Origin of the sequence: uncultured Maribacter sp. (assembly GCF_963975365.1) — a bacterium.
GTDB lineage: Bacteria > Bacteroidota > Bacteroidia > Flavobacteriales > Flavobacteriaceae > Maribacter.
In genome coordinates, this window is the sequence record NZ_CAXBGF010000027.1 from 1 (window position 1) to 21,852 (window position 21,852).

Here is a 21,852-nt window from a genome sequence, read left to right on the forward strand (position 1 = left end):
CGAAAAACGGGATTCGAACCCGCGACCTCCACCTTGGCAAGGTGGCGCTCTACCAACTGAGCTATTTTCGCAAGTTAATGAACGTGCATCTCTTAAAAGACGCGGGTGCAAATTTAATACAATTCTGTAAAAACCAAAGTAAAAATAAGCAAAAGAATAAAAAAAATTATGATGTCGCCTTCTTGTCCTTGGTTAACAGCCTTTTAATTTCATTTAACTTCATTAATGCCTCTACCGGAGTAAGGGTGTCAATGTCTAAATGCGTAATTTCTTCCTTAATTTCTTCTAATAGGGGATCATCTAAGTTGAAAAAACTCAACTGCATTTCGTTGGAAGTGTTTTTAAGTTGATCACCAATTTCTTGATTCACATGCTTATTTTCAAGCTTTTTTAAAATCTTATTCGCCTTTTGAATTACTTGTTGTGGCATACCTGCCATTTTTGCTACATGAATACCAAAACTATGTTCACTACCGCCAGGAATTAATTTTCTAAGAAATAGGACGGTATCCTTCAATTCCTTTATTGCAACATTATAATTCTTAATACGATTAAACGTGTTCGTCATTTCGTTAAGTTCGTGGTAATGGGTGGCAAACATAGTTTTTGCCCTAGCAGGGTGCTCATGTAGATATTCCGAAATGGCCCAAGCAATTGAAATACCATCGTAAGTACTGGTTCCTCTTCCTATTTCATCTAATAAAACCAAACTGCGTTCAGAAAGGTTGTTAAGAATAGATGCGGTTTCGTTCATTTCAACCATAAAGGTCGATTCGCCCATCGAAATATTATCGCTTGCGCCAACACGGGTGAATATTTTATCAATTACCCCAATTTTAGCACTCGTAGCAGGTACAAAACTTCCCATTTGTGCAAGAAGCACAATTAATGCTGTCTGTCTCAATAATGCCGATTTACCACTCATGTTCGGTCCAGTAATCATTATAAACTGTTGATTGGATCTATCTAACTGTAGGTCATTGGTGATATATTGTTCACCTAAAGGCAGTTGTTTCTCAATGACCGGATGCCTACCATCGGTAATTTGTAAATTAGTAGAGTCATTTAGTTCCGGACAGTGATATGCATTCTCTTTAGCCAATTGAGCAAATCCACAAAGGCAATCAAGTTGTGCTATTAGATAAGCATTGTTTTGAACAGGGGCTATATATTCCTGCATCCAAACGACCAACTGAGAAAATAGTTGTTGCTCTAATGTTGAGATACGATCTTCTGCTCCTAGAATTTTTGCCTCATATTCTTTTAACTCTTCTGTTATATAACGTTCTGCATTAACTAAAGTCTGTTTACGGGTCCAAGTATCTGGTACTTTGTCTTTATGTGTATTTCTTACTTCAATGTAATACCCAAAAACATTGTTGGAGGCTATTTTGAGAGAGGTTATGCCAGTTGCGGCAGTCTCTCTTTCAAGCATGTTATTCAAATAATTTTTTCCAGACGTGGCTAATCCTCTAAGTTCATCTAATTCTTCAGAAAAGCCTTTTGCAATGGTACTGCCCTTTAAAATATTTACAGGTGCCTCTTCGCTAAGCATTTCTTTAATTTTTTCTCTTAACAAGTCACAAGATTGAATTTGGTCACCTGTTAATGCTAAAGATTCATTTTTAGAAGCTGTAGCTAATTGCTTAATTGGTATTAATGCTGCAAGTGAGTTTTTAAGCTGTACAACTTCTTTAGGGTTAACTTTACCTGTGGCCACTTTAGAGATTAAGCGTTCTAAATCGCCCATTTGTTTAATATGGTGCTGAAATTTTTCTAGAACTACATCTTCATTATATAAAAAAGTAACTATTTGTTGTCTTCTTTTTATTTTCTCGAGATTTTTTAAGGGTAAGGCGAGCCATCGTTTAATCATACGGCCACCCATTGGCGAAATGGTCTTATCAATTACATCTAAAAGAGTAACAGCGTTGATATTTGTTGAATGGTATAGTTCTAAATTTTTTATAGTGAACCTATCCATCCATATGTAATCATCTTCGGCGATTCGCTGTAATTTTGAAATGTGCTGTAATTGGCGATGCTGCGTTTCTCCTAAATAATGTAATATAACACCAGATGCAATAACCCCACATGTTAAATGATCGACACCAAATCCTTTTAATGTTTTGGTATTGAAGTGTGAGGTAAGGTTCTCTAATGCATAATCCTCTTGAAATACCCAATCTTCTAAATAAAATAAATGATGGTTTTTACCAAATACTTCGATAAATTCTTTTTTATGCGCTTTAGAAATTAAAATTTCATTCGGGGAAAAATTCTGTAGTAATTTATCGATTTGTTCTTCGCTACCTTCCGATGTCAAAAATTCGCCTGTGGATATGTCAACTAAAGAAATTCCAATTTTTTTTCTTCCAAAATGAATAGCGCAAAGAAAATTATTAGTCTTTGAATGTAGAATATCATCATTCATAGCAACTCCTGGGGTTACCAATTCAGTAACACCTCGTTTAACAATCGTTTTGGTTTGCTTAGGGTCTTCTAGCTGGTCACAAATCGCAACACGAAGTCCTGCCTTAACTAATTTTGGTAAATACGTGTTTAATGAATGATGTGGGAAACCAGCTAATTCTGTTCGTTCACCGCCATTGTTTCTATGGGTTAGAATGATACCTAAAATACGTGAAGCCTTAACGGCATCTTCACCAAAAGTTTCGTAAAAATCACCAACTCGAAATAGCAATAAAGCATCAGGATATTTGGTCTTGATGGTATTGTACTGCTTCATTAAAGGGGTCACCTTTTTTGTATTGCCTTTATCCGCCACTTTATCTTTATCTCATTAATTTTGCACCTTCACGAAAGTATGATTTTATCCATGAATTTTGAATCATTGTTAATATTTGCGGATAAGTTTATCACATTAATTAATCAATTGAAAATTAAAAAAAAACATGAGAAAACTACGAAATGAGGAGTTAGTTAGAAAGGATCTAGAAGAATTTAAACTTGCGGGCAAGACTCCGATAATTATTGTTTTGGACAATATTCGTAGTTTAAATAATGTGGGTTCGGTATTTAGAACAGCAGATGCTTTCTTGATAGAAAAAATATACTTGTGTGGTATAACTGCCACGCCTCCTCATAAAGATATTCATAAGACCGCTTTAGGCGCTACGGAAAGTGTTGATTGGGAGTATGTGCCTGAAACGATCGATTTAGTATCAAAGTTAAAAAAAGAAGGCTGCCATGTAGTATCGGTTGAACAGGCAGAGAATGCTACTCAGTTAAATAATTATGTACCGACGAAGGGTGAAAAACAGATTTTTATTTTTGGGAATGAAGTGAAAGGAGTTGCTCAAAGTGTTGTTTCTGCAAGTGATGAAATTTTAGAAATCCCTCAATTTGGGACTAAGCATTCTTTAAACATTTCAGTAAGTGTGGGCGTTGTGGTTTGGGATTGTTGGAGTAAACTTAACGTATAAAAAAACCTGGTCAATGACCAGGTTTTCATGTATAGTTTGAGTTAGTTAGTTGCACTTGTGCTGTTGCAATAAAGTGAATCCTTTTCATTTACACAAGAAATAATACAATATATTCTGTTGTAATTATGATAACGCGAAATCTTCAATCTTAGATAAAATAGCTTCATAATCACTATTATGACTCACGAAATCTAAATCACTAACATCTATAACTATTTGATTTTCTTTAGGATAGGTCTTTAGAAAGTCAAAATAGCCTCTATTTATTCGTTCTAGGTAAGAGAGTTCAATATTTTGTTCATAATCTCTACCACGCTTCTTTATTTGCTGTAATAACCTTTCTGTGGTTTGATACAGATAAACGTATATTTTTGGTTTTTTAACCTCCTTGTACATGAAATTAAAAACTTTTCGGTAAAGTTCAAATTCGTTTTGCTGTAAGGTGACCTTTGCAAAAATTAGTGATTTGTAAATGTCATAATCGCTCACCATGAAACTTTTGAAGAGATCAAGCTGATTTGTGTCTTCTCTGAATTGTTGATATCGATCAGCCAAAAAAGACATCTCTAGCGGAAAAGCATACCTCGACTGATCCTCGTAAAAACTTGGGAGAAAAGGGTTCTCGGCAAATCGTTCCAGTATTAATTTGGCATTAAAGTCATCTGAGATTTTAGTAGCCAATGTTGTTTTTCCGGCGCCAATATTACCTTCAATAGCCATATATTCGAAACTGGCAAAAAGCGAATGTCGATTCTTAAAAAGTTTTTTAGGTAGCTTAATGATGATGCTTTTATCTTTGCATCCTTGTAGCAAGTTTCTTGTATCCTTGTTTAATATAGGATGATAGAATTGAGGCGTAATATCAGCTAATGGTTTAAGAATAAATTTACGTTCTTGCATTTTAGGGTGCGGTATCGTAAGTGTATTTGATTCAATTATTTTATTCTCATAATAGATAATATCAATATCTAAGGTTCTACTTTGGTAACTTGTACTGTTGGTTCTTTCTCTGCCGAAATCTGTTTCAATCCTTAAAAGTTCATATAATAAGTCTTCCGGTGAAAGAAGGGTTTGAACTTCTATGCAGGCATTTAAGAAATCTTCTGCTTCAAAACCCCATGAAGGTGTTTCGTAAATAGCTGAGACCTGCCTAATTTCTCCGGCTTTATTTCCAATTTCGAAAATAGCCTTTTGTAACAGAATTTCTCTGTTTCCTAAATTACTGCCAATAGATAAATATGCTGTTTTGTATACTCCCATAATATTGGAACAAAATAACTAAAACATATTCACATTGGTTATCTTTGTTAACTATTTAAAAGAAAGATTTGCATGAATTTTTTGAGAAATTTTTTAGCTTCTATTTTTGGTTCCTTGTTCGCTTTTGGGATTCTATTCGTTATGTTTTTAATATTTGTAACGCTGGTAAGTAGTGGGGAAGATACCGTTGCAGTTAAAGATAATTCAATATTAGAGCTTCAGTTACAGTATTCTATTTCTGATTATACCGGTACCAATGAGCTTGACCCATTTGCGGGTATTTTTGAACAATCGCAAGGGTTAGATGAAATTTTGCATGCTATTGAAGTGGCTAAAAATGACGATCGTATTAAGGGTATTAGTATAAATAATAACTTTATTGTTGCTGGCCTGGCCCAAACACAGGCAATAAGAGGGGCATTGGTAGACTTTAAGTCTAATGGTAAGTTTATTTATGCATATGCCGATTTTTATATGCAGCGCGATTATTATTTAGCCAGTGTGGCAGATTCAATTTTCATGAATCCTGTAGGCGTGTTAGATTTTAAAGGACTCTCGACCGAAGTACTTTATTTTAAAGAACTACAGGAAAAATCGGGTGTTAAAATGGAAGTGATTCGCCATGGTAAATATAAGAGTGCTGTAGAACCGTATCTAGAGAATAATATGAGTGAGGCAAATAGAAGTCAATTGACTTCATTGCTTCAATCGCTTTGGAATTCTATGGTGACCGATATTTCAAATACGAGAGGCATTTCAGAATCTGATTTAAATATTATTGCTGATACCTTAGGTGGTAGAACTCCTGAATATGCAAAAAAATCTGGACTTGTAGATGGTATTGTTTTTTATGATGAGTATGAAAAAAAATTGTTTGATGCCCTAGCTGTTAAAAAAGAGGATAAGGTTAATATTAGCACTTTAGATGAATATGTGAAATATTCCAATAAAAAGACCATGAAAATTGGGGATGATAAGATTGCGGTTGTTTTTGCTCAAGGAGAAATTTTTTACGGGGAAGGTGGGCCAAATATTATTGGACAAGGTATTGTTAATGATGCTTTAATAAAAGCACGTGAAGATGAAAGTGTTAAAGCTATTGTTTTAAGAGTTAATTCACCTGGTGGTAGTGCTTTAACTTCAGATATTATTTGGAGAGAAGTCGCACTTACTAAAAAAGTAAAGCCAGTTATTGTTTCTATGGGTAACGTAGCGGCATCTGGCGGTTATTATATAGCGGCAGGAGCAGATAAGATTTATGCCGAACCAACTACAATAACTGGTTCAATTGGTGTTTTTGGTACTGTGCCGAATATGACAGAGTTGGCTAATACTATTGGAATCAATGCAGAGCAGGTAGGCACTAATAAAAATGCGATTGATTATTCTTTGTTCGAACCGATACAAGAGAGTTTTAAAAATCAAATTCAGGAGAGTATTGAAGATACATATCAAACATTTTTACAACGTGTATCTGAAGGTCGTAATATGACCATGGCACAAGTAGATAGTGTTGCTCAAGGTCGCGTTTGGAGTGGCTCTGAGGCTTTAGAAATTGGCTTGGTCGATGAGTTGGGTAATTTGGACGATGCTATTGAAGCAGCTGCCGAAATGGCTTCTTTAGAATCTTATGGAGTTAAAAAATTACCTAAATATAAAAGTGGTTTTGAACGTTTTATGGAAGACTTAGAAGGTGCCAGCATTCAATTTAAAGAAAGCCTTTTAAAAGAAGAAATAGGAGATGAGGCATATAAGGTTCTTAAAGAACTACAGTCTTTTAAAGAACAAAAGGGCATACAGGCTAGAATGCCCTTTGCTTTAGATATTAGATAGATTTATGACGTTAAAGGATAGGAAACTAGCACAACGTATTTATTTGTATTTAGGGGCATTGTTTATTACCTCCTTGGTAGTTTCGAATCTTATTTTTCAAAAATTTTTCTATTGGAATCCGTTTGGTGAATTTACTGTTTTCGGAGTTTCGCTTTTTGAGGTTTCCGTGGGTATTTTGCCTTATCCCATAACCTTTTTAATTACTGATCTTATATCTGAGATATATGGTAAAAAAATGGCAAATCAGATAGTGACTGCCGGTATTTTTGCCTCTTTTTTTTCAATGGGCATTATCTTGTTGGCGGAGGTAGCACCTGCAATACCCACTTCACCAATAAATGACCAAACTTTTACTCAAGTTTTCGCTTTGTCACCAATTGCGGTATTGGCATCAATGATGGCCTATTTGTTGGCCCAATACGTAGATGTTGCCATCTATCATTTTTGGAAAAAATTAACCAAAGGAAAGTATTTATGGTTACGTAATAATTTTTCTACATTTCTATCACAATTTCTTGACACGTTTACCGTTGTGGGACTGTTATGTGTTTTTAATGTTCTCCCTTGGGAACTTTTTTTCGGACTCGTGGTAAGCGGATTTATTTTTAAGATTTTTATAGCATTCTTTGACACTCCTTTTCTCTATTTCTTCGTATATATAATGAGAAAACGTTTTGATCTAAAACCAAATGAAGAACTGGACTTAGATATATTGGAACAATAGCGGAAATAAAACAGTGTAAAAATATACTATGGGTAAGAAAATATTGAAAATTGTAAGTGTAATTCTATTGTTGATAATAGCAATCCTAATTGCTGCACCTTTTTTTTTAGAGGCAAAAATTGGTAATATTATAAAGAATAATGTCAATAAGAATGTCAATGCTATACTCGATTTTTCAGAAGCAGATTTGAGTTTATTCAGCAGTTTTCCTAATGCTGAGGTGAAATTTAAAGATCTAGTTTTAATCAATAAAGCTCCTTTCGAGGGCGATACGTTGTTTAAGGCCAACACGCTGGATTTAACTATGGGCATTATGCAATTGTTTAAGGGCACTGAAGATGCTATTGCAATTAATAATATTTATTTAGACGGTGCATTATTGAATGTGGTCGTTGATAAAGATGAGAACGCTAATTATGATATCACAGTAGTTCCTGAAAATACAACGGTTGAAGAAACTACTAGTGCCGATGGTTTTTCTTTTGATTTACAAACATATGAGATTTCAGACTCTAGAATTTACTATATAGATAAGTCTACGGGTATAACTTTTAAGTTAGATGATTTTCAGCACAAAGGAACAGGTGATTTATCTTTGGCAACTTCAGAGTTAGACACACATACCGATGCTTTGGTTTCGTTTGAAATGGATAGTGTAAATTATTTGAATAAAAACAAGTTAAAATTAGATGCATTAATAGGCATAGATTTAAATCAAAATAAATATTCTTTTTTAAAGAACGAAGCTTTAGTTAACCAACTTCCTTTAGTATTTGACGGTTTTGTTATTGTAAATGATGCAAATCAAGAAATAGATTTAACATTTAAAACACCTTCCTCAGATTTTAAAAACTTTTTGGGTGTAATACCAGAAATCTATTCCAAGAATATTGAAAATGTTACTACTACGGGTGATTTTATTGTAAATGGTAATTTTAACGGTATTGTGGACGATACTCATATTCCTAAATTTAATATTGAGATAAAATCGGATAATGCATCTTTCAAATATCCAGATTTGCCTAAAGCGGTACGTAATGTGTTTTTTGATATTCAATTGAATAACAAAACCGGTATTGCAGAAGATACCTATGTAGATATAAATAAAGCTTCATTTATGATCGATGAAGATAGGTTTAATCTTACTTCTAATATTACCGAGCTTATGGGTAATACTAAAGTAAAGGCTCATGTAGACGGGTCTATGAACTTGGCTAATATTTCAAAAGCATACCCCATACCCGCTGGTTATAATTTAAAAGGTCTTTTAAAAGCCGACGTTACAACAGCATTCGATATGGCTTCCGTTGAAAGAAAGCAATATGAAAAAACGAATACTACCGGTAATTTAAGTGTAGCCAATTTTGAATATAATTCTGTAGAACTCGCGAACCCCATTAAATTCACTAGCGCTAGTTTAACCTTCAACCCCAAAACGGTTACCTTAAATAGTTTAAATGGTACAACAGGTAAAACTGATTTTGACGTTACAGGGACAATTAATAACCTTTTAGGTTTTATGTTCAATGATGAAAAGGTTGAAGGTAATTTTAATTTAAAATCTGAGCGATTTGCATTAAACGATTTTATGGTCGCTGAATCGGAAACCATATCTACAACTAATGAAGGAGAAAGCGGTGGAACAGTTCAAACGGAAAAAATTAAAATTCCATCATTTCTCGATGCCACCATAAATGCCAACGCTAAACAAGTGATTTATGATGATATTGTTTTAAGTGATGTAACTGGTGTTCTAAAGATAAAAGATGAAACGGCTACATTAAGTAACATGTCATCTGGTTTGCTCGGCGGAAAAATGTCTTTCAATGGAGCAGTGTCTACTAAGAATGAGAATCCCACCTTTGCAATGAAATTAAACTTGAATCAACTGGGTATAGAAGAGACCTTTAAATCAATTGAATTGTTCAAAACAATTGCGCCTATTGCACAAATATTGAAAGGTAAATTAACGTCAGACATTTCACTATCTGGTAATTTGACTGATGATTTGCTGCCAAACCTTTTGTCGCTCAGTGGAGATTTGTTCGCAGATATTATGACTGATGAAATTAGTACGGAATCAGCACCAGTATTAAATGCACTGGTATCTAAATTGAATTTTATTGATTTAAAGGAACTAAATCTGAAAGAGTTAAAAACCTCACTTTCATTTAAAGACGGTATAGTTGTTGTAAAGCCATTTACGATTAGATATAAGGATATTTCCATAGATATTGATGGTAGCCATACATTTGATAAAAAATTAAATTATAAGGCTACAATGCAGGTGCCTGCTAAATACCTTGGTCCTGAAATTACTAAGTTAATAGCTAAAATTGACGACACGGCTTTAACAGATTTAAAAATACCTGTCATTGCTAACATTGGAGGTTTATATAATAACCCGCAGGTAACTACAGATTTAACTTCAGGAGTAAAACAACTAACGACAAAGTTGATTGAAGTAGAAAAACAGAAGCTTATCGATAAAGGGACAGATAAGGCTAAGGATTTAATAGGGGGTATTTTAAGTGGTAACCAATCTAAAGCAGATTCAATTAAAAAGGATACAACTTCGAATAAACAAAAGGCTAAGGATATTTTAGACGGAATACTTGCTTCTAAAAAACCAAATGATGGTACAACGGTTAAGAAAGACTCGGCTCCGGTTAAAAGCGAAAAGGAAGTAGTGAAAGAAAAGGCGAAAGATATCTTAGGTGGTCTGCTAGGTAAAAAGAAAAAGGATACGGTTAATTAACTGTTAATCCAACATAATAGCCTTCACTACCTCTAACATTAAATACGGTGTTATCTTCGAAAATAAGATACTGTCCTTTAATTCCTTTTAATTTACCTTCAAATAAAGGTGTTTTATCAAGGTTGAGGCTTTTAACTTTAGTAGGATATTTCAATACTGGGAACTCCATCTGGGTTTCACTTTTATCGTCTAAATAATAAGTAAGTGCTTCTTTTGGAATGTATTGCTTTAATTTTTCACGCCATTCTAAAAGGTTCTCATCTACAACCTTGTTGGTTAGCATAGTGCGCCAATTGGTTTTGTCACCAACATGATTTTTTAAGGCAACTTCGGTAATCCCTGCAAGATATCTATTGGGTAACTCTACAATTTCAATAGCTTCATGCGCACCTTGGTCAATCCATCTTGTGGGTATTTGTCCTTTTCTAGTAACGCCAACTTTAACATTGCTTGAATTGGCTAAATATACAATGTGTGGTTGTAATTGCACCTTTTTTTCATATTCTAGATCTCTATCTTCTTGATCTAAATGGGCTGTGCTCAATTCTGGGCGCATAATCCAATCTCCTGCAGAGGGTATTTCAAAAAAACACGTTTTACAAAAACCTTGTCTATAAATAGGTCTATCGTTTCCACAGTTAAGACATTGGAATTTTATAAATTCTATTTTTAAATTTTTATCGAGAACTTGATTTACATTTAGAAAATCAGAATCAAACAACATATAATATTGTATTGGACGACCTATTTCTGTTTGCATTTTTTTTAGTACTCCTTCGTATTGCATGTTTAGGCTGCTTATTGTATAGTCAATTTGAAAATGATGCTTATATACGCTATTTTTAGCAACACAAAGATACCTATAAATGCCAATTACTTTATTTAATTCCATTGCCTCTTGGCTGTTGAAGAAGCGTTATCATCAGATAGAACTTTTTTTAAAGTACCCAGAAGAGGTTCAAGAAGAAGTTTTGTTGCAATTGCTCGAGTTTGCAGAGGACACTGAAGTTGGAAGAAAATATGAATTCGATTCAATTGGATCATATAACACATTTAAAGAACGTTTACCTATAGTATCTTATGAAGAAATTGAACCTATAATTGAACGTACTCGAAAAGGTGAACAAAATCTTTTTTGGCCTACCAAGGTGAAGTTGTTTGCGAAAAGTAGCGGAACTACTAATGCAAAAAGTAAGTTTATCCCTGTTAGTAGTGAAGCATTAGAAGACTGCCATTATAAATCAAGCAAAGATTTACTATGCCTTTATTTAAACAATAATGAAAATTCACAATTGTTTACGGGTAAAAGTTTACGACTAGGGGGTAGTAAAGAGCTTTACGAGGACAATGGCTCTTTATTTGGTGATCTGTCTGCCATTCTTATAGATAACATGCCTTTGTGGGCAGAATATAGTAGTACGCCCAGTAATAAGGTTTCCTTGATGAGTGAATGGGAAAGTAAGCTGATGGCCATTATTCATGAAAGTGTACAAGAAAATGTAACTAGCCTTGCGGGTGTTCCATCGTGGATGTTGGTCTTGATGAATAAAGTTTTAGAAGAAACAGGAAACGAGAGTTTATTTCAAGTATGGGGAAATTTAGAGGTTTACTTTCATGGCGGTGTAAACTTCAATCCTTACAAAGAACAATATAAAAAAATACTTCCAAATGATAATTTCAGGTATTATGAAATATATAATGCTTCGGAAGGATTTTTTGCTATTCAAGATAGAAATAATGAGGAAGATCTTTTACTCATGTTAGACTATGGTATTTTTTATGAGTTTATACCAATGGATGTTTATGGAACAGTAGAGCAAGAAGCCATACCATTATGGGAAATTGAACTAGGTAAAAATTATGCAATTATCATTACGACCAACTCTGGCCTATGGCGCTATAAAATAGGAGATACAGTTAGGTTCACTTCTAAAAATCCATATCGAATAAAGGTAACTGGGCGCACTAAACATCATATCAATGTTTTTGGTGAGGAGTTGATTATTGAAAATGCCGAGGAAGCATTGAAAATAGCTTGTGCTAAAACCGAGGCTGAAATTATCGATTATACTGCCGGACCGGTTTTTATGGTCGATAAAGAAAAAGGAGCTCATGAATGGATAATGGAATTTAGAACCTTGCCAAAAGATTTTAATTCGTTTGTTAATGTATTTGACAATGCATTGAAATCACTCAATTCAGATTACGAGGCAAAACGGCTTAATAATACTACCTTAAACCTACCCTTGGTTCATATTGCCCGTGAAAACTTATTTTATGATTGGTTAAAGGCAAATGATAAACTTGGTGGTCAGCATAAAATTCCACGACTTTCTAATAAACGTGATTATTTAGAAGAGCTTTTGCGAATGAACAGGTAATTTGCTCTATATACACTATTTTTTAGCCTAATCACAACAAACTTTTATTATGGCTGGATAGTTGAATTACCTTTATAATAGTTAATAAGCTGGTTAAGAGCTATTTCAATTATTACTTTTTATTATTAGTATTCTCAATAAAAGGGACTACATCGATAATTTTGTGCTAGTAAACAATTAAATAGTGATAAGTGAAGCTTAAAATCCAACTTGCTGTAGGAAAACTTAACCAAACTTTTAAATACTATTATTATGGCACAAAAATTAGTGATTGTTTCAGACATGTGGGGCACTAAAAAGGGCTTATGGATTACTTCATATTTAGGATATCTTCAGCAGTATTTTGATATTACTTTTTATGATAGTCAACAATTGGCCAATCTCGATATATTAGTACAGTCAGAAGAGAATGTTCATAGTGCTTTTGTTAATGGTGGTATAGATACAGCTGTTTCCCATTTGCTAAAAAAAGAGAAAGAATCTTGTTATTACCTGGCTTTTAGTACGGGTGCAACTATTGTTTGGGAAGCTGCAAAAAAAGGATTGCCTGTCAAGTCGTTTTATAGTGTTTCAGCAACTAGAATTCGTTTGAAAAATGAGGGGCCAAATGTACCATTTCAATTGGTATATGGTGAAAATGACGTATTTAAGCCGAGTTATGAATGGGCTGATAGACTAGGTATTGATATGGAAGTCGTTCCCAATTATGGGCATACACTTTATTCTGATGAGAAAATCATACAGAAAGTATGTTTAGATTTGTTACAAGAGGTAACACAAATAGCACCACAAATTAAGAGAGTGGTCTAGTATAAAATAAATGAAATAGAACATAAAAAAGCGTGGATTCTATCCACGCTTTTTTTATATATAACATTCAGGTGTTATTTAAGAAACTGCTTTTAACTTTTTTATGGTGTCGTAAGATAATTTTTCTTCAGCATAGGGTTTTGTTACTTTGAACGTTGTATCTCCTGTACTTGGCATCTCGAACATTGCATCTGTAAAGATTGCTTCACATAAAGATCTTAAGCCTCTAGCACCTAGCTTGTACTCGATTGCCTTGTCTACAATATAGTCTAGTGCTTGCTCAGTGATGGTAAAAGTAATATCATCCATTGCAAACAGTTTCTCGTACTGTTTAATAATTGCATTTTTAGGTTCTGTCAAGATTGCTCTTAATGTCTTTTTATCTAACGGATTCATATGCGTAAGAACGGGTAGCCTACCAATAATTTCAGGTATAAGTCCGAATTCTTTTAAATCTCTAGGTATTATATATTGTAACATATTGCTAGTATCCAAAAAGTTATCAGATTTTGAAGCACTATAGCCTACAGCTTGCATATTCAAACGTTTTGTAATTGCACGTTCAATTCCGTCAAAAGCTCCACCAGCAATGAATAGTATGTTTTCAGTATTGACTTCGATAAATTTTTGATCAGGATGCTTTCTTCCACCTTTAGGTGGAACATTGACAACAGTACCTTCTAATAATTTTAGTAGTCCTTGTTGTACTCCTTCACCAGATACATCTCTAGTTATTGATGGGTTATCCCCCTTGCGAGCTATCTTGTCTATTTCATCAATAAATACAATACCTCTTTCTGCTTTTTCAAGATTATAATCTGCTGCTTGTAATAGACGAGTTAGAATACTTTCTACATCTTCACCGACATAACCAGCCTCGGTCAATACTGTCGCATCAACTATAGCCAAAGGTACATTAAGTAATTTCGCAATAGTTTTTGCCATTAATGTTTTACCTGTGCCAGTTTGTCCTACCATTATAATATTACTTTTTTGAATCTCAATTTCATCCTCTTTAGAAGATGGTTGAAGTAATCTTTTGTAATGATTATAAACTGCTACGGACATCACTTTTTTTGTTCGTTCTTGCCCAATAATGAATGTGTCTAAAAATTCCTTTATCTCTTGTGGCTTTTTTAAGACTAGTTCGGAAGAAAGATCATTTGTCTTTGTCTGTTTTGATTCTTCAGCAACAATACCGTGAGCCTGCTCTATACAACGGTCACAAATGTGTGCGTCTAGACCTGCAATCAACAAATTGGTTTCTGGTTTTTTTCTACCGCAGAATGAACATTCTAAATTTTCCTTTGCCATTATCTTACTTCTCTATTCTAACCAAAAACGAATGAAAATCGTTTTTGGTTTAAAAATCATTTATTTTATTTGATTCAAGTTGTCGAAATTATTTCTTATCCCTTACCAAAATTTCATCAATCATACCATATTTAAGAGCTTCATCAGCTTTCATCCAGTAATCACGATCACTATCGTCACGTACTTTTTCAATATCAGTATTAGAGTGTTCAGCTATGATTTGATATAATTCATCTTTTAACTTTAAGATTTCTCTTGCGGTAATCTCAATATCACTTGCTTGACCTTGAGCACCGCCCATTGGTTGGTGGATCATAACACGAGAATGTTGTAAGCCACTACGTTTTCCTTTTTCACCAGCACATAACAAAACAGCACCCATTGAAGCTGCCATTCCTGTGCAAATAGTAGCGACATCAGGGGTAATAAATTGCATAGTATCATAAATACCCAAACCTGCATATACACTACCTCCGGGAGAGTTGATGTAAATTTGAATATCTTTTTTAGCGTCAACACTTGCTAGAAACAATAATTGGGCTTGAATGATATTTGCAACTTGATCATTGATACCCGTACCCATGAAAATGATACGATCCATCATTAAACGCGAATAAACATCCATGGCAACTACATTCATAGACCTTTCTTCAATAATGTTAGGCGTCATGTTTGTTGGGTACATGCTGCTCATTATTGTGTCATAATATGTACTGCTAATACCTTGATCGTTTATTGCGAAATTCTTGAATTCTTTTCCGTAGTCCATAAATTGTATGTCTATTTTTTAGAGTAAAAAAAGGTGCCGAAAATTTCATTTCCGGCACCGTAAAGATACTTAATTTATTGTTTGGAATTATCCGTAAACTTCTTTCACGAAATTTTCATAGGTAACTTCCTTTGTCTTAAGGTTTGCTTTTTCCTTATAAAGATTCAATAGTTTTTGACTCATCAATTGTTCTGAAAGTCTTTTTACTTCATCTTGGTTACCTAGAACTCGAGCAGCAATGTTATCTAATTCCTCTTCTTTTGGGTCTAATTGACCAAATTGAGCCATTTGCGAACGAATAAATCCTTTAGAAAATTCTTTTAACTCATCGAATTTGACCTGTAATTCATTGTCACGAATAATTTTGCCTTCTATAAGTTGGTAGCGTAAACCTTTTTCAGATTTTGCATACTCTTCAACCGCTTGCTCTTCAGATAACGGCTCTTCGCCTGTCATTTGTATCCATTTGGTTAGGAAACCGCTTGGCAGTTCAAATTTGGTGTTATCAATAAAGTATTCTGTAACGTCGTTCAATAATTTTTGATCAGATTGTTGTTCGAATTGTTTTTCAGAATCTTCCTTAATACGCTCTTTTAATTCCTTTTCAGATTTTACACTGTCAGGTCCAAATAATTTATCGAATAACTCTTGGTTCAGCTCTGCAGCTTCTCTTTCATTTATTTCCGAAATTGTAAAAGTTACCTCAGTATCTAAAGATTCAGCTTTCTTCTTGTCAATGCCTAAAGCACTAGATAACATATAGTCTTCATTGAATAATCCTTTGGTTTTTAAAGTGATAACATCACCAACCTTCTTACCCTTCAATGTATCTATCGCTTTTTTGCTTTTAAGTTTATCGATTTCCAACATGGTCTTGTTGTCAATTTCTTCAGCTTGGTTAAAGAAAGTACCACTAACTTCGTCATTCTTACTGACCACATCTTTGCTTACAAGCTTACCGTATTGCTTTTGAATACGTTCTACTTGCTCATCAATCATTTTCTTGTCGGCAACAATTTTGTATTGTGTTATTGCTTTTTTGGTTTTCAATGCAACCTCAAAATTTGGAGCCAATCCTAGTTCAAATTCAAAGGCTAACTCATCTTGGTCCCAGTCAAAGTTATCTTGTTGTTTAGGGAGTGGATTTCCAAGGACATCTAATTTTTCTTCTGTAAGGTATTTGTTAAGATTGTCTTGCAACAATTTATTTACTTCATCTACCAATACTGCTTTGCCATATTGTTTTTTAATAAGCCCCATAGGTACTTGACCCTTTCTAAAACCAGGTATATTGGCTTGTTTTTTATAATCTTTTAATATGGTGTCTACCTTATCTTGGTAATCGTCTTTTGTGATAGCAACTTTAACAACTGCATTTAAATCGTCTATCTGCTCTTTCGTAATATTCATTCCTTATTATCTATTTGCATGTATAAATTGGGATGCAAAAATACTATATTTTGCAAAGTCAACCAATTTTTTAAAGTATTGAATTTTAAATCAAAAGCAACTATGACTTGTCTTCTTTTAATAATGAAAAAAAGATGGATTGTAAAAAGGATAGCAGTAGGCTAAAAATTAATGCCCACCAAATATTACTTACCGCAAAACCGTCAATTAGCTTATCGACAAGCAGAATGATTATGGCGTTTATAATTAGTAAAAAAAGGCCGAAGGTAACTATGGTTACAGGTAAGGTCAAAATTACCAATATTGGTTTTACCAAAAAATTCAGTAAACTTAGAACAACGGCTACGATAACAGCAGTCATAAAACTATCTACAGAAACATTGGGTAAAACATTTGCTAAAATGATTACGGATAAAGCGCTTAAAAGTATTCTTATAATTAGTTTCATATCTATTAATTTAAAGTGTGAACAATTGTTTTAATTTTTTGTTTGATTGAAAAAGGTTAATGATTTTTCAAGAAATTCTTCAGGATTTTCTGCATGTAGCCAATGGCCAGCATTACTAATGGTTTCTATTGTGGCCTTTGGAAAGTGCCTGTTAATTATTTCAATATCATTTTTTGATACATACTCAGATCGGTCACCTCTTAAGAAAAGTGTTGGTCCAATGTAAAGATCGGTGCTATTAATATTGTCGCCTATCTCTTCCATTTTTTTGCTTAAAACCTCTAGATTGAACCTGAAGCACAATTTTTTATCTTCATTTCTATAGAGGTTTTTTAGTAAGAATTGTCTTGTTCCAAAATCTGAAATATATTTTGTTAGTTGGTCGTCTGCATCTTTTCGCGATTTCAAATTATTGGTGTCAATAGCATTTAAGGCATCTATAATCGTTTGATGATGTGGTGGGTAAAATTTTGGGGCAATGTCGGCAATTAATAATTTACTGATTCTTTCGGGGTGGGAGCATGCGAATTGCATTGCCGTTTTTCCTCCCATGGAATGACCGATAAGCATAGTGCTTTCAATTTTATGATAATTCATATAATTAAGTAAGTCATTTGAAAGAATATCATAATCAAAATCGGGCGAATGAAAGCTTTTGCCATGATTGCGTTGATCAATCAAATGAACTTGAAATCCGTTTTCAGCATATGAGGTGCCTAATGTTTTCCAATTGTCGAGCATTCCTAAAAACCCATGTAGAATGCATAAGGGTTTGCCTTCACCTAAAATTAATGAATGTAAAATTTGCTTCATTTTAATCTATGTAAATACATGTTCACAACATTGTCAAGTCCTAAATATAGGGCTTCACTAATAAGCGCATGGCCTATTGATACCTCTAGTAAATTAGGGATGTTTTTTGCGAAATATTGAATATTATCTAAGTTTAGATCATGCCCAGCATTAATTCCGATGCCTAATTCGGTAGCACTGTTAGCGGCTTCAATGAAAGGTTGTATTGCTTTTTCTTTATTTAGCTCATAATTTACGGCATAGCTTTCGGTGTACAATTCTATACGATCCGTACCTACCAACGCAGCACCGCGAATCATTATTGGATCGGGATCTACAAAAATAGAGGTGCGTATGCCAGCTTGCTTAAATGTTTTGATAACATCTGTTAAAAAATCTTTATACTTAATGGTGTTCCAACCAGCATTCGAAGTAATTGCATCAATAGTGTCGGGCACTAAAGTTACTTGCTCCGGCTTTACTTCAAGTACTAAATCTATGAATTTTTGAATTGGATTACCTTCTATATTAAACTCGGTTTTCACGATTTTTTTTAAATCCCTGGCATCTTGGTAACGAATATGTCGTTCGTCTGGTCTTGGGTGTATGGTGATGCCTTGTGCTCCAAAACTTTCTAAGTCGCTTGAAACCTTCAGTAAATCAGGAACATTTCCTCCACGGGCATTCCTAAGGGTCGCTATTTTGTTTACGTTAACGCTAAGTTTTGTCATTATGTCTTATTTACCTTTTAAGTGCTTCAAAAATACAAATAAGGCACGCCTTTTGATATTATTAATTGTTATTTTGCGTTATAATCAAGCCTATGTATATTCAAGAACATATCATTACTACTATTCCTGTATTTGAGATAAAGGATACTTTTGAAAAAGTATTGGAGTTTTTTAAAGATACAACCTACTCACATGTGGCAATTGTAGAGGAAGGGCGGTTTTTAGGTGTTTTCTCAGAAAATGATGCAGAGGCATTGCTGCCAGAGACTAAAATTGAGAAGTTTAGATTTGAGCTTCAAAGCTTTTTTGTTAGAGGCGAAACCAATTGGCTTGATGTTTTAGAGGCATTTGCTAGAAATGAGGCTAATCTTTTGCCTATTTTAAATGAAAAAGAAGAAGTTGTAGGTTATTATGATCTTACCGATATAGTTGCTGTTTTTATTGATACTCCGTTTTTTACAGATCCGGGTAGTATTCTAGTAGTAGCGACGGGTATAAAAGACTATTCATTTAGTGAAATTGCTCAAATAGTGGAAAGTAATAATGCTAAGCTTATAGGTGGTTTTATTACTGATACACAGAATGATATTATTCAAGTAACACTAAAGATTACTACAGAAAACTATAATAAGGTTGTTCAGACCTTTAGGAGGTATAATTATCATATTCTTTTTGGTAATAGTGATGATCAGTTTCTTGAAGATCTTAAGGAGCGTTCAGATTATTTAGATAAATACCTTAATGTGTAGTATGAAAGTAGCTATTTATGGTCAAACATATCAAGACAATGCGATAGAGTATCTAGTTGAATTATTAGATGAATTGCATAAAGAACCTTCAGAAGTATTTATAGAAAAGGAATTTTATAGGCTGTATCGTAAATTAGAATCTTCAAAATCCTTTCCAACCTTTACAATGACTGATGGGCTGAATTCAACTTTCGATATGTTCGTTAGTTTTGGTGGTGACGGTACAATTTTAAGAGCAACAACTTTTGTTAAAGATTTGGGAATACCTATAGTTGGGGTAAATACCGGTAGATTAGGCTTTCTTTCCACTTTTAAAAAAGAAGATGTTAGAAAAGTAGTTCAGGAATTTAAAGAAGGGGCTTATACCGTTGTTGAGCGAAGTTTAGTTCAATTAAATACTATAGAGTTAGACGTTGAATTTGGTGATCTCAATTTTGCACTTAACGAAATTACGGTGAGCAGAAAAGATACCACTTCGATGATAACCGTAGAAACGTATTTAAACAATGAATATTTAACTTCGTATTGGGCAGACGGATTAATCATTTCAACACCAACAGGTTCTACCGGCTATTCATTAAGTTGTGGTGGTCCTGTAATTGTGCCGACTGCAAAATCATTGGTTTTAACGCCAATTGCACCACATAATCTTAACGCTCGACCACTAGTTATTTCAGATGATACTGTAATAAGGTTAAAAGTATCTGGTCGAGAAGAAAATCATTTGGTGTCTTTGGATTCTAGAATTGCCTCATTAGAAAATGGGCAGGAAATTACAATTAGTAAGGCGCCCTTTACTATTAAAATGATAGAGTATACTTCAGAAAGCTTTTTAAAGACCTTAAGAAATAAACTGCTTTGGGGCGAGGATAGGCGAAATTGAGCCTTGTTTTAAACAATAAATGACCTTAATCGTTGTTTATCTTTTGAGAATAAGAAAAATTTACCACTTTCTATTTTTAATAGGAAATCGGTAATAATTGTAAAAAATAATTTATGCGTTACATAACGTTGTTAATGTTGCTTTTTTCAGTTATCGGACTTAAAGCACAGACCTATGAAGCAGGTATTTTTTTAGGTGGGGCCAATACCATTAGCGATGTAGGAAGAACAAATTATATTTTACCTTCCGATATTGCTTTTGGTGGTTTGTTTAAATGGAATATTAGTAAAAGATATGCATGGCGAGGAAGTTTAATGTACGGTAAATTTACGGCAGATGACTATAAATCAAGTTCAACAGCACGACAACAAAGAGGTTATGTGGTTGACAATTCTATTTTAGAAGGTTCTGTCGGTCTAGAATTTAATTTTGTAGATTACAATTTACATAAATTGGGTTCTGCTTTTACGCCCTATTTATATACTGGTGTCACTTATTTTAGATACGATTATGAATATTTTAATGGAGGTGTTTTGCAAGAAATCGGACAAAAAGATGGTGCATTTGCAATACCAATGACAGCAGGTTTTAAGTATCGTATCAATCAGTTTCTTATTTTTGGAGCTGAAATAGGTGCTAGGTATACCTTCACCGATAACTTAGACGCCAGCAACCCTTTGGGGTCGAACTTTGAAGAATTCCAATTTGGAAATATTTTTAGTGATGATTGGTATGTTTTTTCTGGATTAACATTAACCTATACATTTGGCCGAAAGCCTTGTATGGATTGTTTTGAGTAAAAGAAAAATGGACGATATAAACGGTATTGATAAAACAAATGTTCCTAAGCATCTTGCTATTATTATGGACGGTAATGGCAGGTGGGCTAAAGAAAGAGGTAAATTAAGGGTTTTTGGTCACGAACATGGGGTTAAAACCGTAAAGATTGTGGTTGAGCAGTGTGCTCAATTGGGAATCGATTTTTTAACTTTGTATACATTTTCTACTGAAAATTGGAACCGCCCTAAGGTTGAAGTACAAACGCTTATGCGTTTATTAGTATCTTCCTTAAAGAAAGAACTTATAACTTTTAACAAAAATAATATAAGATTAAATACCATCGGTAATATTTCTGCCTTGCCATCAAAAGCCTACAAAGAGTTAATTGATGTAATGGATCAAACTAAGCAAAATACAGGCATGACAATTACTTTAGCGTTAAGCTATGGCTCTCGCGAAGAGATACAATCTGCAGTAAAAGCAATAAGCACCAAAGTTAAAAATAATATAATTTCAATTGAAAATATTGACGAAACCATTATTAATAACCATCTTTACACGCATAATTTGCCAGATGTAGACTTGCTTATCCGTACTAGTGGAGAACATCGGATCAGCAATTTTTTATTATGGCAGATAGCATATGCAGAGTTATATTTTATTGATGTATTTTGGCCCGATTTTAGGGAACATCATTTGGTAGAGGCCATTAAAAATTACCAGAACAGAGAACGAAGATTTGGAAAAACTAGCGAACAACTCAC

19 protein-coding genes are annotated in these 21,852 nt (G+C 33.8%); 10 read left to right on the top strand and 9 right to left on the bottom strand.

Going from position 1 to position 21,852, the window contains the following annotated elements; genetic code table 11:
* Positions 1-166: 166 nt before the first annotated feature.
* Positions 167-2,749 (bottom strand): DNA mismatch repair protein MutS, encoded by a 2,583-nt coding sequence (gene mutS / locus AACZ49_RS18110; RefSeq protein ID WP_339657635.1) that lies wholly within the window; start codon positions 2,747-2,749, stop codon positions 167-169.
* Positions 2,750-2,915: 166 nt separating this feature from the next.
* Between mutS and AACZ49_RS18115 the strand changes: the two genes are divergently transcribed.
* Entirely contained in the window at positions 2,916-3,446 is a 531-nt protein-coding gene (locus tag AACZ49_RS18115; RefSeq protein WP_339657637.1) for an RNA methyltransferase, read from the top strand.
* Positions 3,447-3,569: 123 nt separating this feature from the next.
* On the opposite strand, the gene folK is transcribed toward AACZ49_RS18115, so the two are convergent.
* Positions 3,570-4,706 (bottom strand): 2-amino-4-hydroxy-6-hydroxymethyldihydropteridine diphosphokinase, encoded by a 1,137-nt coding sequence (gene folK, locus AACZ49_RS18120; RefSeq protein WP_339657639.1) that lies wholly within the window; start codon positions 4,704-4,706, stop codon positions 3,570-3,572.
* 72 nt (positions 4,707-4,778) lie between these two features.
* Here folK and sppA point away from each other — a divergent pair, with 72 nt between their 5' ends.
* The 3 genes from sppA to AACZ49_RS18135 are packed head-to-tail and all read left to right on the top strand — an operon-like array spanning position 4,779 to position 10,021.
* Positions 4,779-6,539 carry a signal peptide peptidase SppA gene (sppA, locus tag AACZ49_RS18125; protein WP_339657641.1) on the top strand — a complete coding sequence of 587 codons (1,761 nt, stop codon included), beginning with the start codon at positions 4,779-4,781 and terminating at the stop codon, positions 6,537-6,539.
* A 4-nt stretch (positions 6,540-6,543) separates the two neighbouring features.
* Entirely contained in the window at positions 6,544-7,263 is a 720-nt protein-coding gene (locus AACZ49_RS18130) for a queuosine precursor transporter (RefSeq protein WP_339657643.1), read from the top strand.
* Between the two features lie 28 nt (positions 7,264-7,291).
* Positions 7,292-10,021 (top strand): AsmA-like C-terminal region-containing protein, encoded by a 2,730-nt coding sequence (locus AACZ49_RS18135; RefSeq protein WP_339657645.1) that lies wholly within the window; start codon positions 7,292-7,294, stop codon positions 10,019-10,021.
* Here AACZ49_RS18135 and AACZ49_RS18140 read toward each other — a convergent pair.
* Positions 10,014-10,808, bottom strand: a complete 795-nt coding sequence (locus tag AACZ49_RS18140) for a DUF2797 domain-containing protein (RefSeq protein ID WP_339657647.1) — start codon at positions 10,806-10,808, stop codon at positions 10,014-10,016. The two genes, AACZ49_RS18135 and AACZ49_RS18140, sit on opposite strands and share 8 nt — an antisense overlap.
* A 79-nt stretch (positions 10,809-10,887) precedes the next feature.
* On the opposite strand from AACZ49_RS18140, the gene AACZ49_RS18145 reads away from it, so the two are divergent.
* Positions 10,888-12,402 carry a GH3 auxin-responsive promoter family protein gene (locus AACZ49_RS18145; RefSeq protein WP_339657649.1) on the top strand — a complete coding sequence of 505 codons (1,515 nt, stop codon included), beginning with the start codon at positions 10,888-10,890 and terminating at the stop codon, positions 12,400-12,402.
* Positions 12,403-12,654: 252 nt separating this feature from the next.
* Entirely contained in the window at positions 12,655-13,212 is a 558-nt protein-coding gene (locus AACZ49_RS18150; RefSeq protein ID WP_339657651.1) for a hypothetical protein, read from the top strand.
* Between the two features lie 78 nt (positions 13,213-13,290).
* Here the strand turns inward: AACZ49_RS18150 and clpX are convergent, their stop codons facing one another.
* The 6 genes from clpX to AACZ49_RS18180 form a co-directional block, all read right to left on the bottom strand.
* Positions 13,291-14,526 (bottom strand): ATP-dependent Clp protease ATP-binding subunit ClpX, encoded by a 1,236-nt coding sequence (gene clpX, locus AACZ49_RS18155; protein ID WP_339657653.1) that lies wholly within the window; start codon positions 14,524-14,526, stop codon positions 13,291-13,293.
* An 88-nt stretch (positions 14,527-14,614) separates the two neighbouring features.
* Positions 14,615-15,295, bottom strand: coding sequence for an ATP-dependent Clp endopeptidase proteolytic subunit ClpP (gene clpP, locus AACZ49_RS18160; RefSeq protein WP_339657655.1), 681 nt, complete (start codon positions 15,293-15,295; stop codon positions 14,615-14,617).
* An 87-nt stretch (positions 15,296-15,382) separates the two neighbouring features.
* Positions 15,383-16,705 carry a trigger factor gene (tig, locus tag AACZ49_RS18165; RefSeq protein ID WP_339657657.1) on the bottom strand — a complete coding sequence of 441 codons (1,323 nt, stop codon included), beginning with the start codon at positions 16,703-16,705 and terminating at the stop codon, positions 15,383-15,385.
* 100 nt (positions 16,706-16,805) lie between these two features.
* On the bottom strand, positions 16,806-17,153 hold the full coding sequence (locus AACZ49_RS18170; protein ID WP_339657659.1) for a phage holin family protein: 348 nt from the start codon (positions 17,151-17,153) through the stop codon (positions 16,806-16,808).
* Positions 17,154-17,183: 30 nt separating this feature from the next.
* The gene (locus AACZ49_RS18175) at positions 17,184-17,966 is read right to left on the bottom strand and encodes an alpha/beta fold hydrolase (RefSeq protein WP_339657661.1); all 783 of its coding nucleotides are present in this window, start codon (positions 17,964-17,966) and stop codon (positions 17,184-17,186) included.
* Entirely contained in the window at positions 17,963-18,676 is a 714-nt protein-coding gene (locus AACZ49_RS18180) for a pyridoxine 5'-phosphate synthase (protein WP_339657662.1), read from the bottom strand. Before AACZ49_RS18180 ends, AACZ49_RS18175 begins: the two co-directional genes overlap by 4 nt.
* 92 nt (positions 18,677-18,768) lie before the next feature.
* Between AACZ49_RS18180 and AACZ49_RS18185 the strand changes: the two genes are divergently transcribed.
* The 4 genes from AACZ49_RS18185 to AACZ49_RS18200 all read left to right on the top strand — a co-directional run.
* Positions 18,769-19,425, top strand: a complete 657-nt coding sequence (locus AACZ49_RS18185) for a CBS domain-containing protein (protein WP_339657664.1) — start codon at positions 18,769-18,771, stop codon at positions 19,423-19,425.
* 1 nt (position 19,426) lies between these two features.
* Positions 19,427-20,308: an NAD kinase gene (locus AACZ49_RS18190; protein ID WP_339657666.1), complete on the top strand. Its 882-nt coding sequence runs from the start codon at positions 19,427-19,429 to the stop codon at positions 20,306-20,308.
* 113 nt (positions 20,309-20,421) lie between these two features.
* A complete protein-coding gene (locus AACZ49_RS18195; RefSeq protein ID WP_339657667.1) occupies positions 20,422-21,108 on the top strand; it encodes a DUF6089 family protein in 687 nt (228 codons plus the stop codon).
* 7 nt (positions 21,109-21,115) lie between these two features.
* A partial coding sequence (locus AACZ49_RS18200) for an isoprenyl transferase (protein ID WP_339657668.1) occupies positions 21,116-21,852 on the top strand: 737 nt, incomplete at its 3' end.

Coding starts and splice junctions, on each gene's coding strand:
- mutS (WP_339657635.1), bottom strand. CDS start 2,749: ATGAAGCAGTACAATACCATCAAGACCAAATATCCTGATGCTTTATTG.
- AACZ49_RS18115 (WP_339657637.1), top strand. CDS start 2,916: ATGAGAAAACTACGAAATGAGGAGTTAGTTAGAAAGGATCTAGAAGAA.
- folK (WP_339657639.1), bottom strand. CDS start 4,706: ATGGGAGTATACAAAACAGCATATTTATCTATTGGCAGTAATTTAGGA.
- sppA (WP_339657641.1), top strand. CDS start 4,779: ATGAATTTTTTGAGAAATTTTTTAGCTTCTATTTTTGGTTCCTTGTTC.
- AACZ49_RS18130 (WP_339657643.1), top strand. CDS start 6,544: ATGACGTTAAAGGATAGGAAACTAGCACAACGTATTTATTTGTATTTA.
- AACZ49_RS18135 (WP_339657645.1), top strand. CDS start 7,292: ATGGGTAAGAAAATATTGAAAATTGTAAGTGTAATTCTATTGTTGATA.
- AACZ49_RS18140 (WP_339657647.1), bottom strand. CDS start 10,808: ATGCAATACGAAGGAGTACTAAAAAAAATGCAAACAGAAATAGGTCGT.
- AACZ49_RS18145 (WP_339657649.1), top strand. CDS start 10,888: ATGCCAATTACTTTATTTAATTCCATTGCCTCTTGGCTGTTGAAGAAG.
- AACZ49_RS18150 (WP_339657651.1), top strand. CDS start 12,655: ATGGCACAAAAATTAGTGATTGTTTCAGACATGTGGGGCACTAAAAAG.
- clpX (WP_339657653.1), bottom strand. CDS start 14,526: ATGGCAAAGGAAAATTTAGAATGTTCATTCTGCGGTAGAAAAAAACCA.
- clpP (WP_339657655.1), bottom strand. CDS start 15,295: ATGGACTACGGAAAAGAATTCAAGAATTTCGCAATAAACGATCAAGGT.
- tig (WP_339657657.1), bottom strand. CDS start 16,705: ATGAATATTACGAAAGAGCAGATAGACGATTTAAATGCAGTTGTTAAA.
- AACZ49_RS18170 (WP_339657659.1), bottom strand. CDS start 17,153: ATGAAACTAATTATAAGAATACTTTTAAGCGCTTTATCCGTAATCATT.
- AACZ49_RS18175 (WP_339657661.1), bottom strand. CDS start 17,966: ATGAAGCAAATTTTACATTCATTAATTTTAGGTGAAGGCAAACCCTTA.
- AACZ49_RS18180 (WP_339657662.1), bottom strand. CDS start 18,676: ATGACAAAACTTAGCGTTAACGTAAACAAAATAGCGACCCTTAGGAAT.
- AACZ49_RS18185 (WP_339657664.1), top strand. CDS start 18,769: ATGTATATTCAAGAACATATCATTACTACTATTCCTGTATTTGAGATA.
- AACZ49_RS18190 (WP_339657666.1), top strand. CDS start 19,427: ATGAAAGTAGCTATTTATGGTCAAACATATCAAGACAATGCGATAGAG.
- AACZ49_RS18195 (WP_339657667.1), top strand. CDS start 20,422: ATGCGTTACATAACGTTGTTAATGTTGCTTTTTTCAGTTATCGGACTT.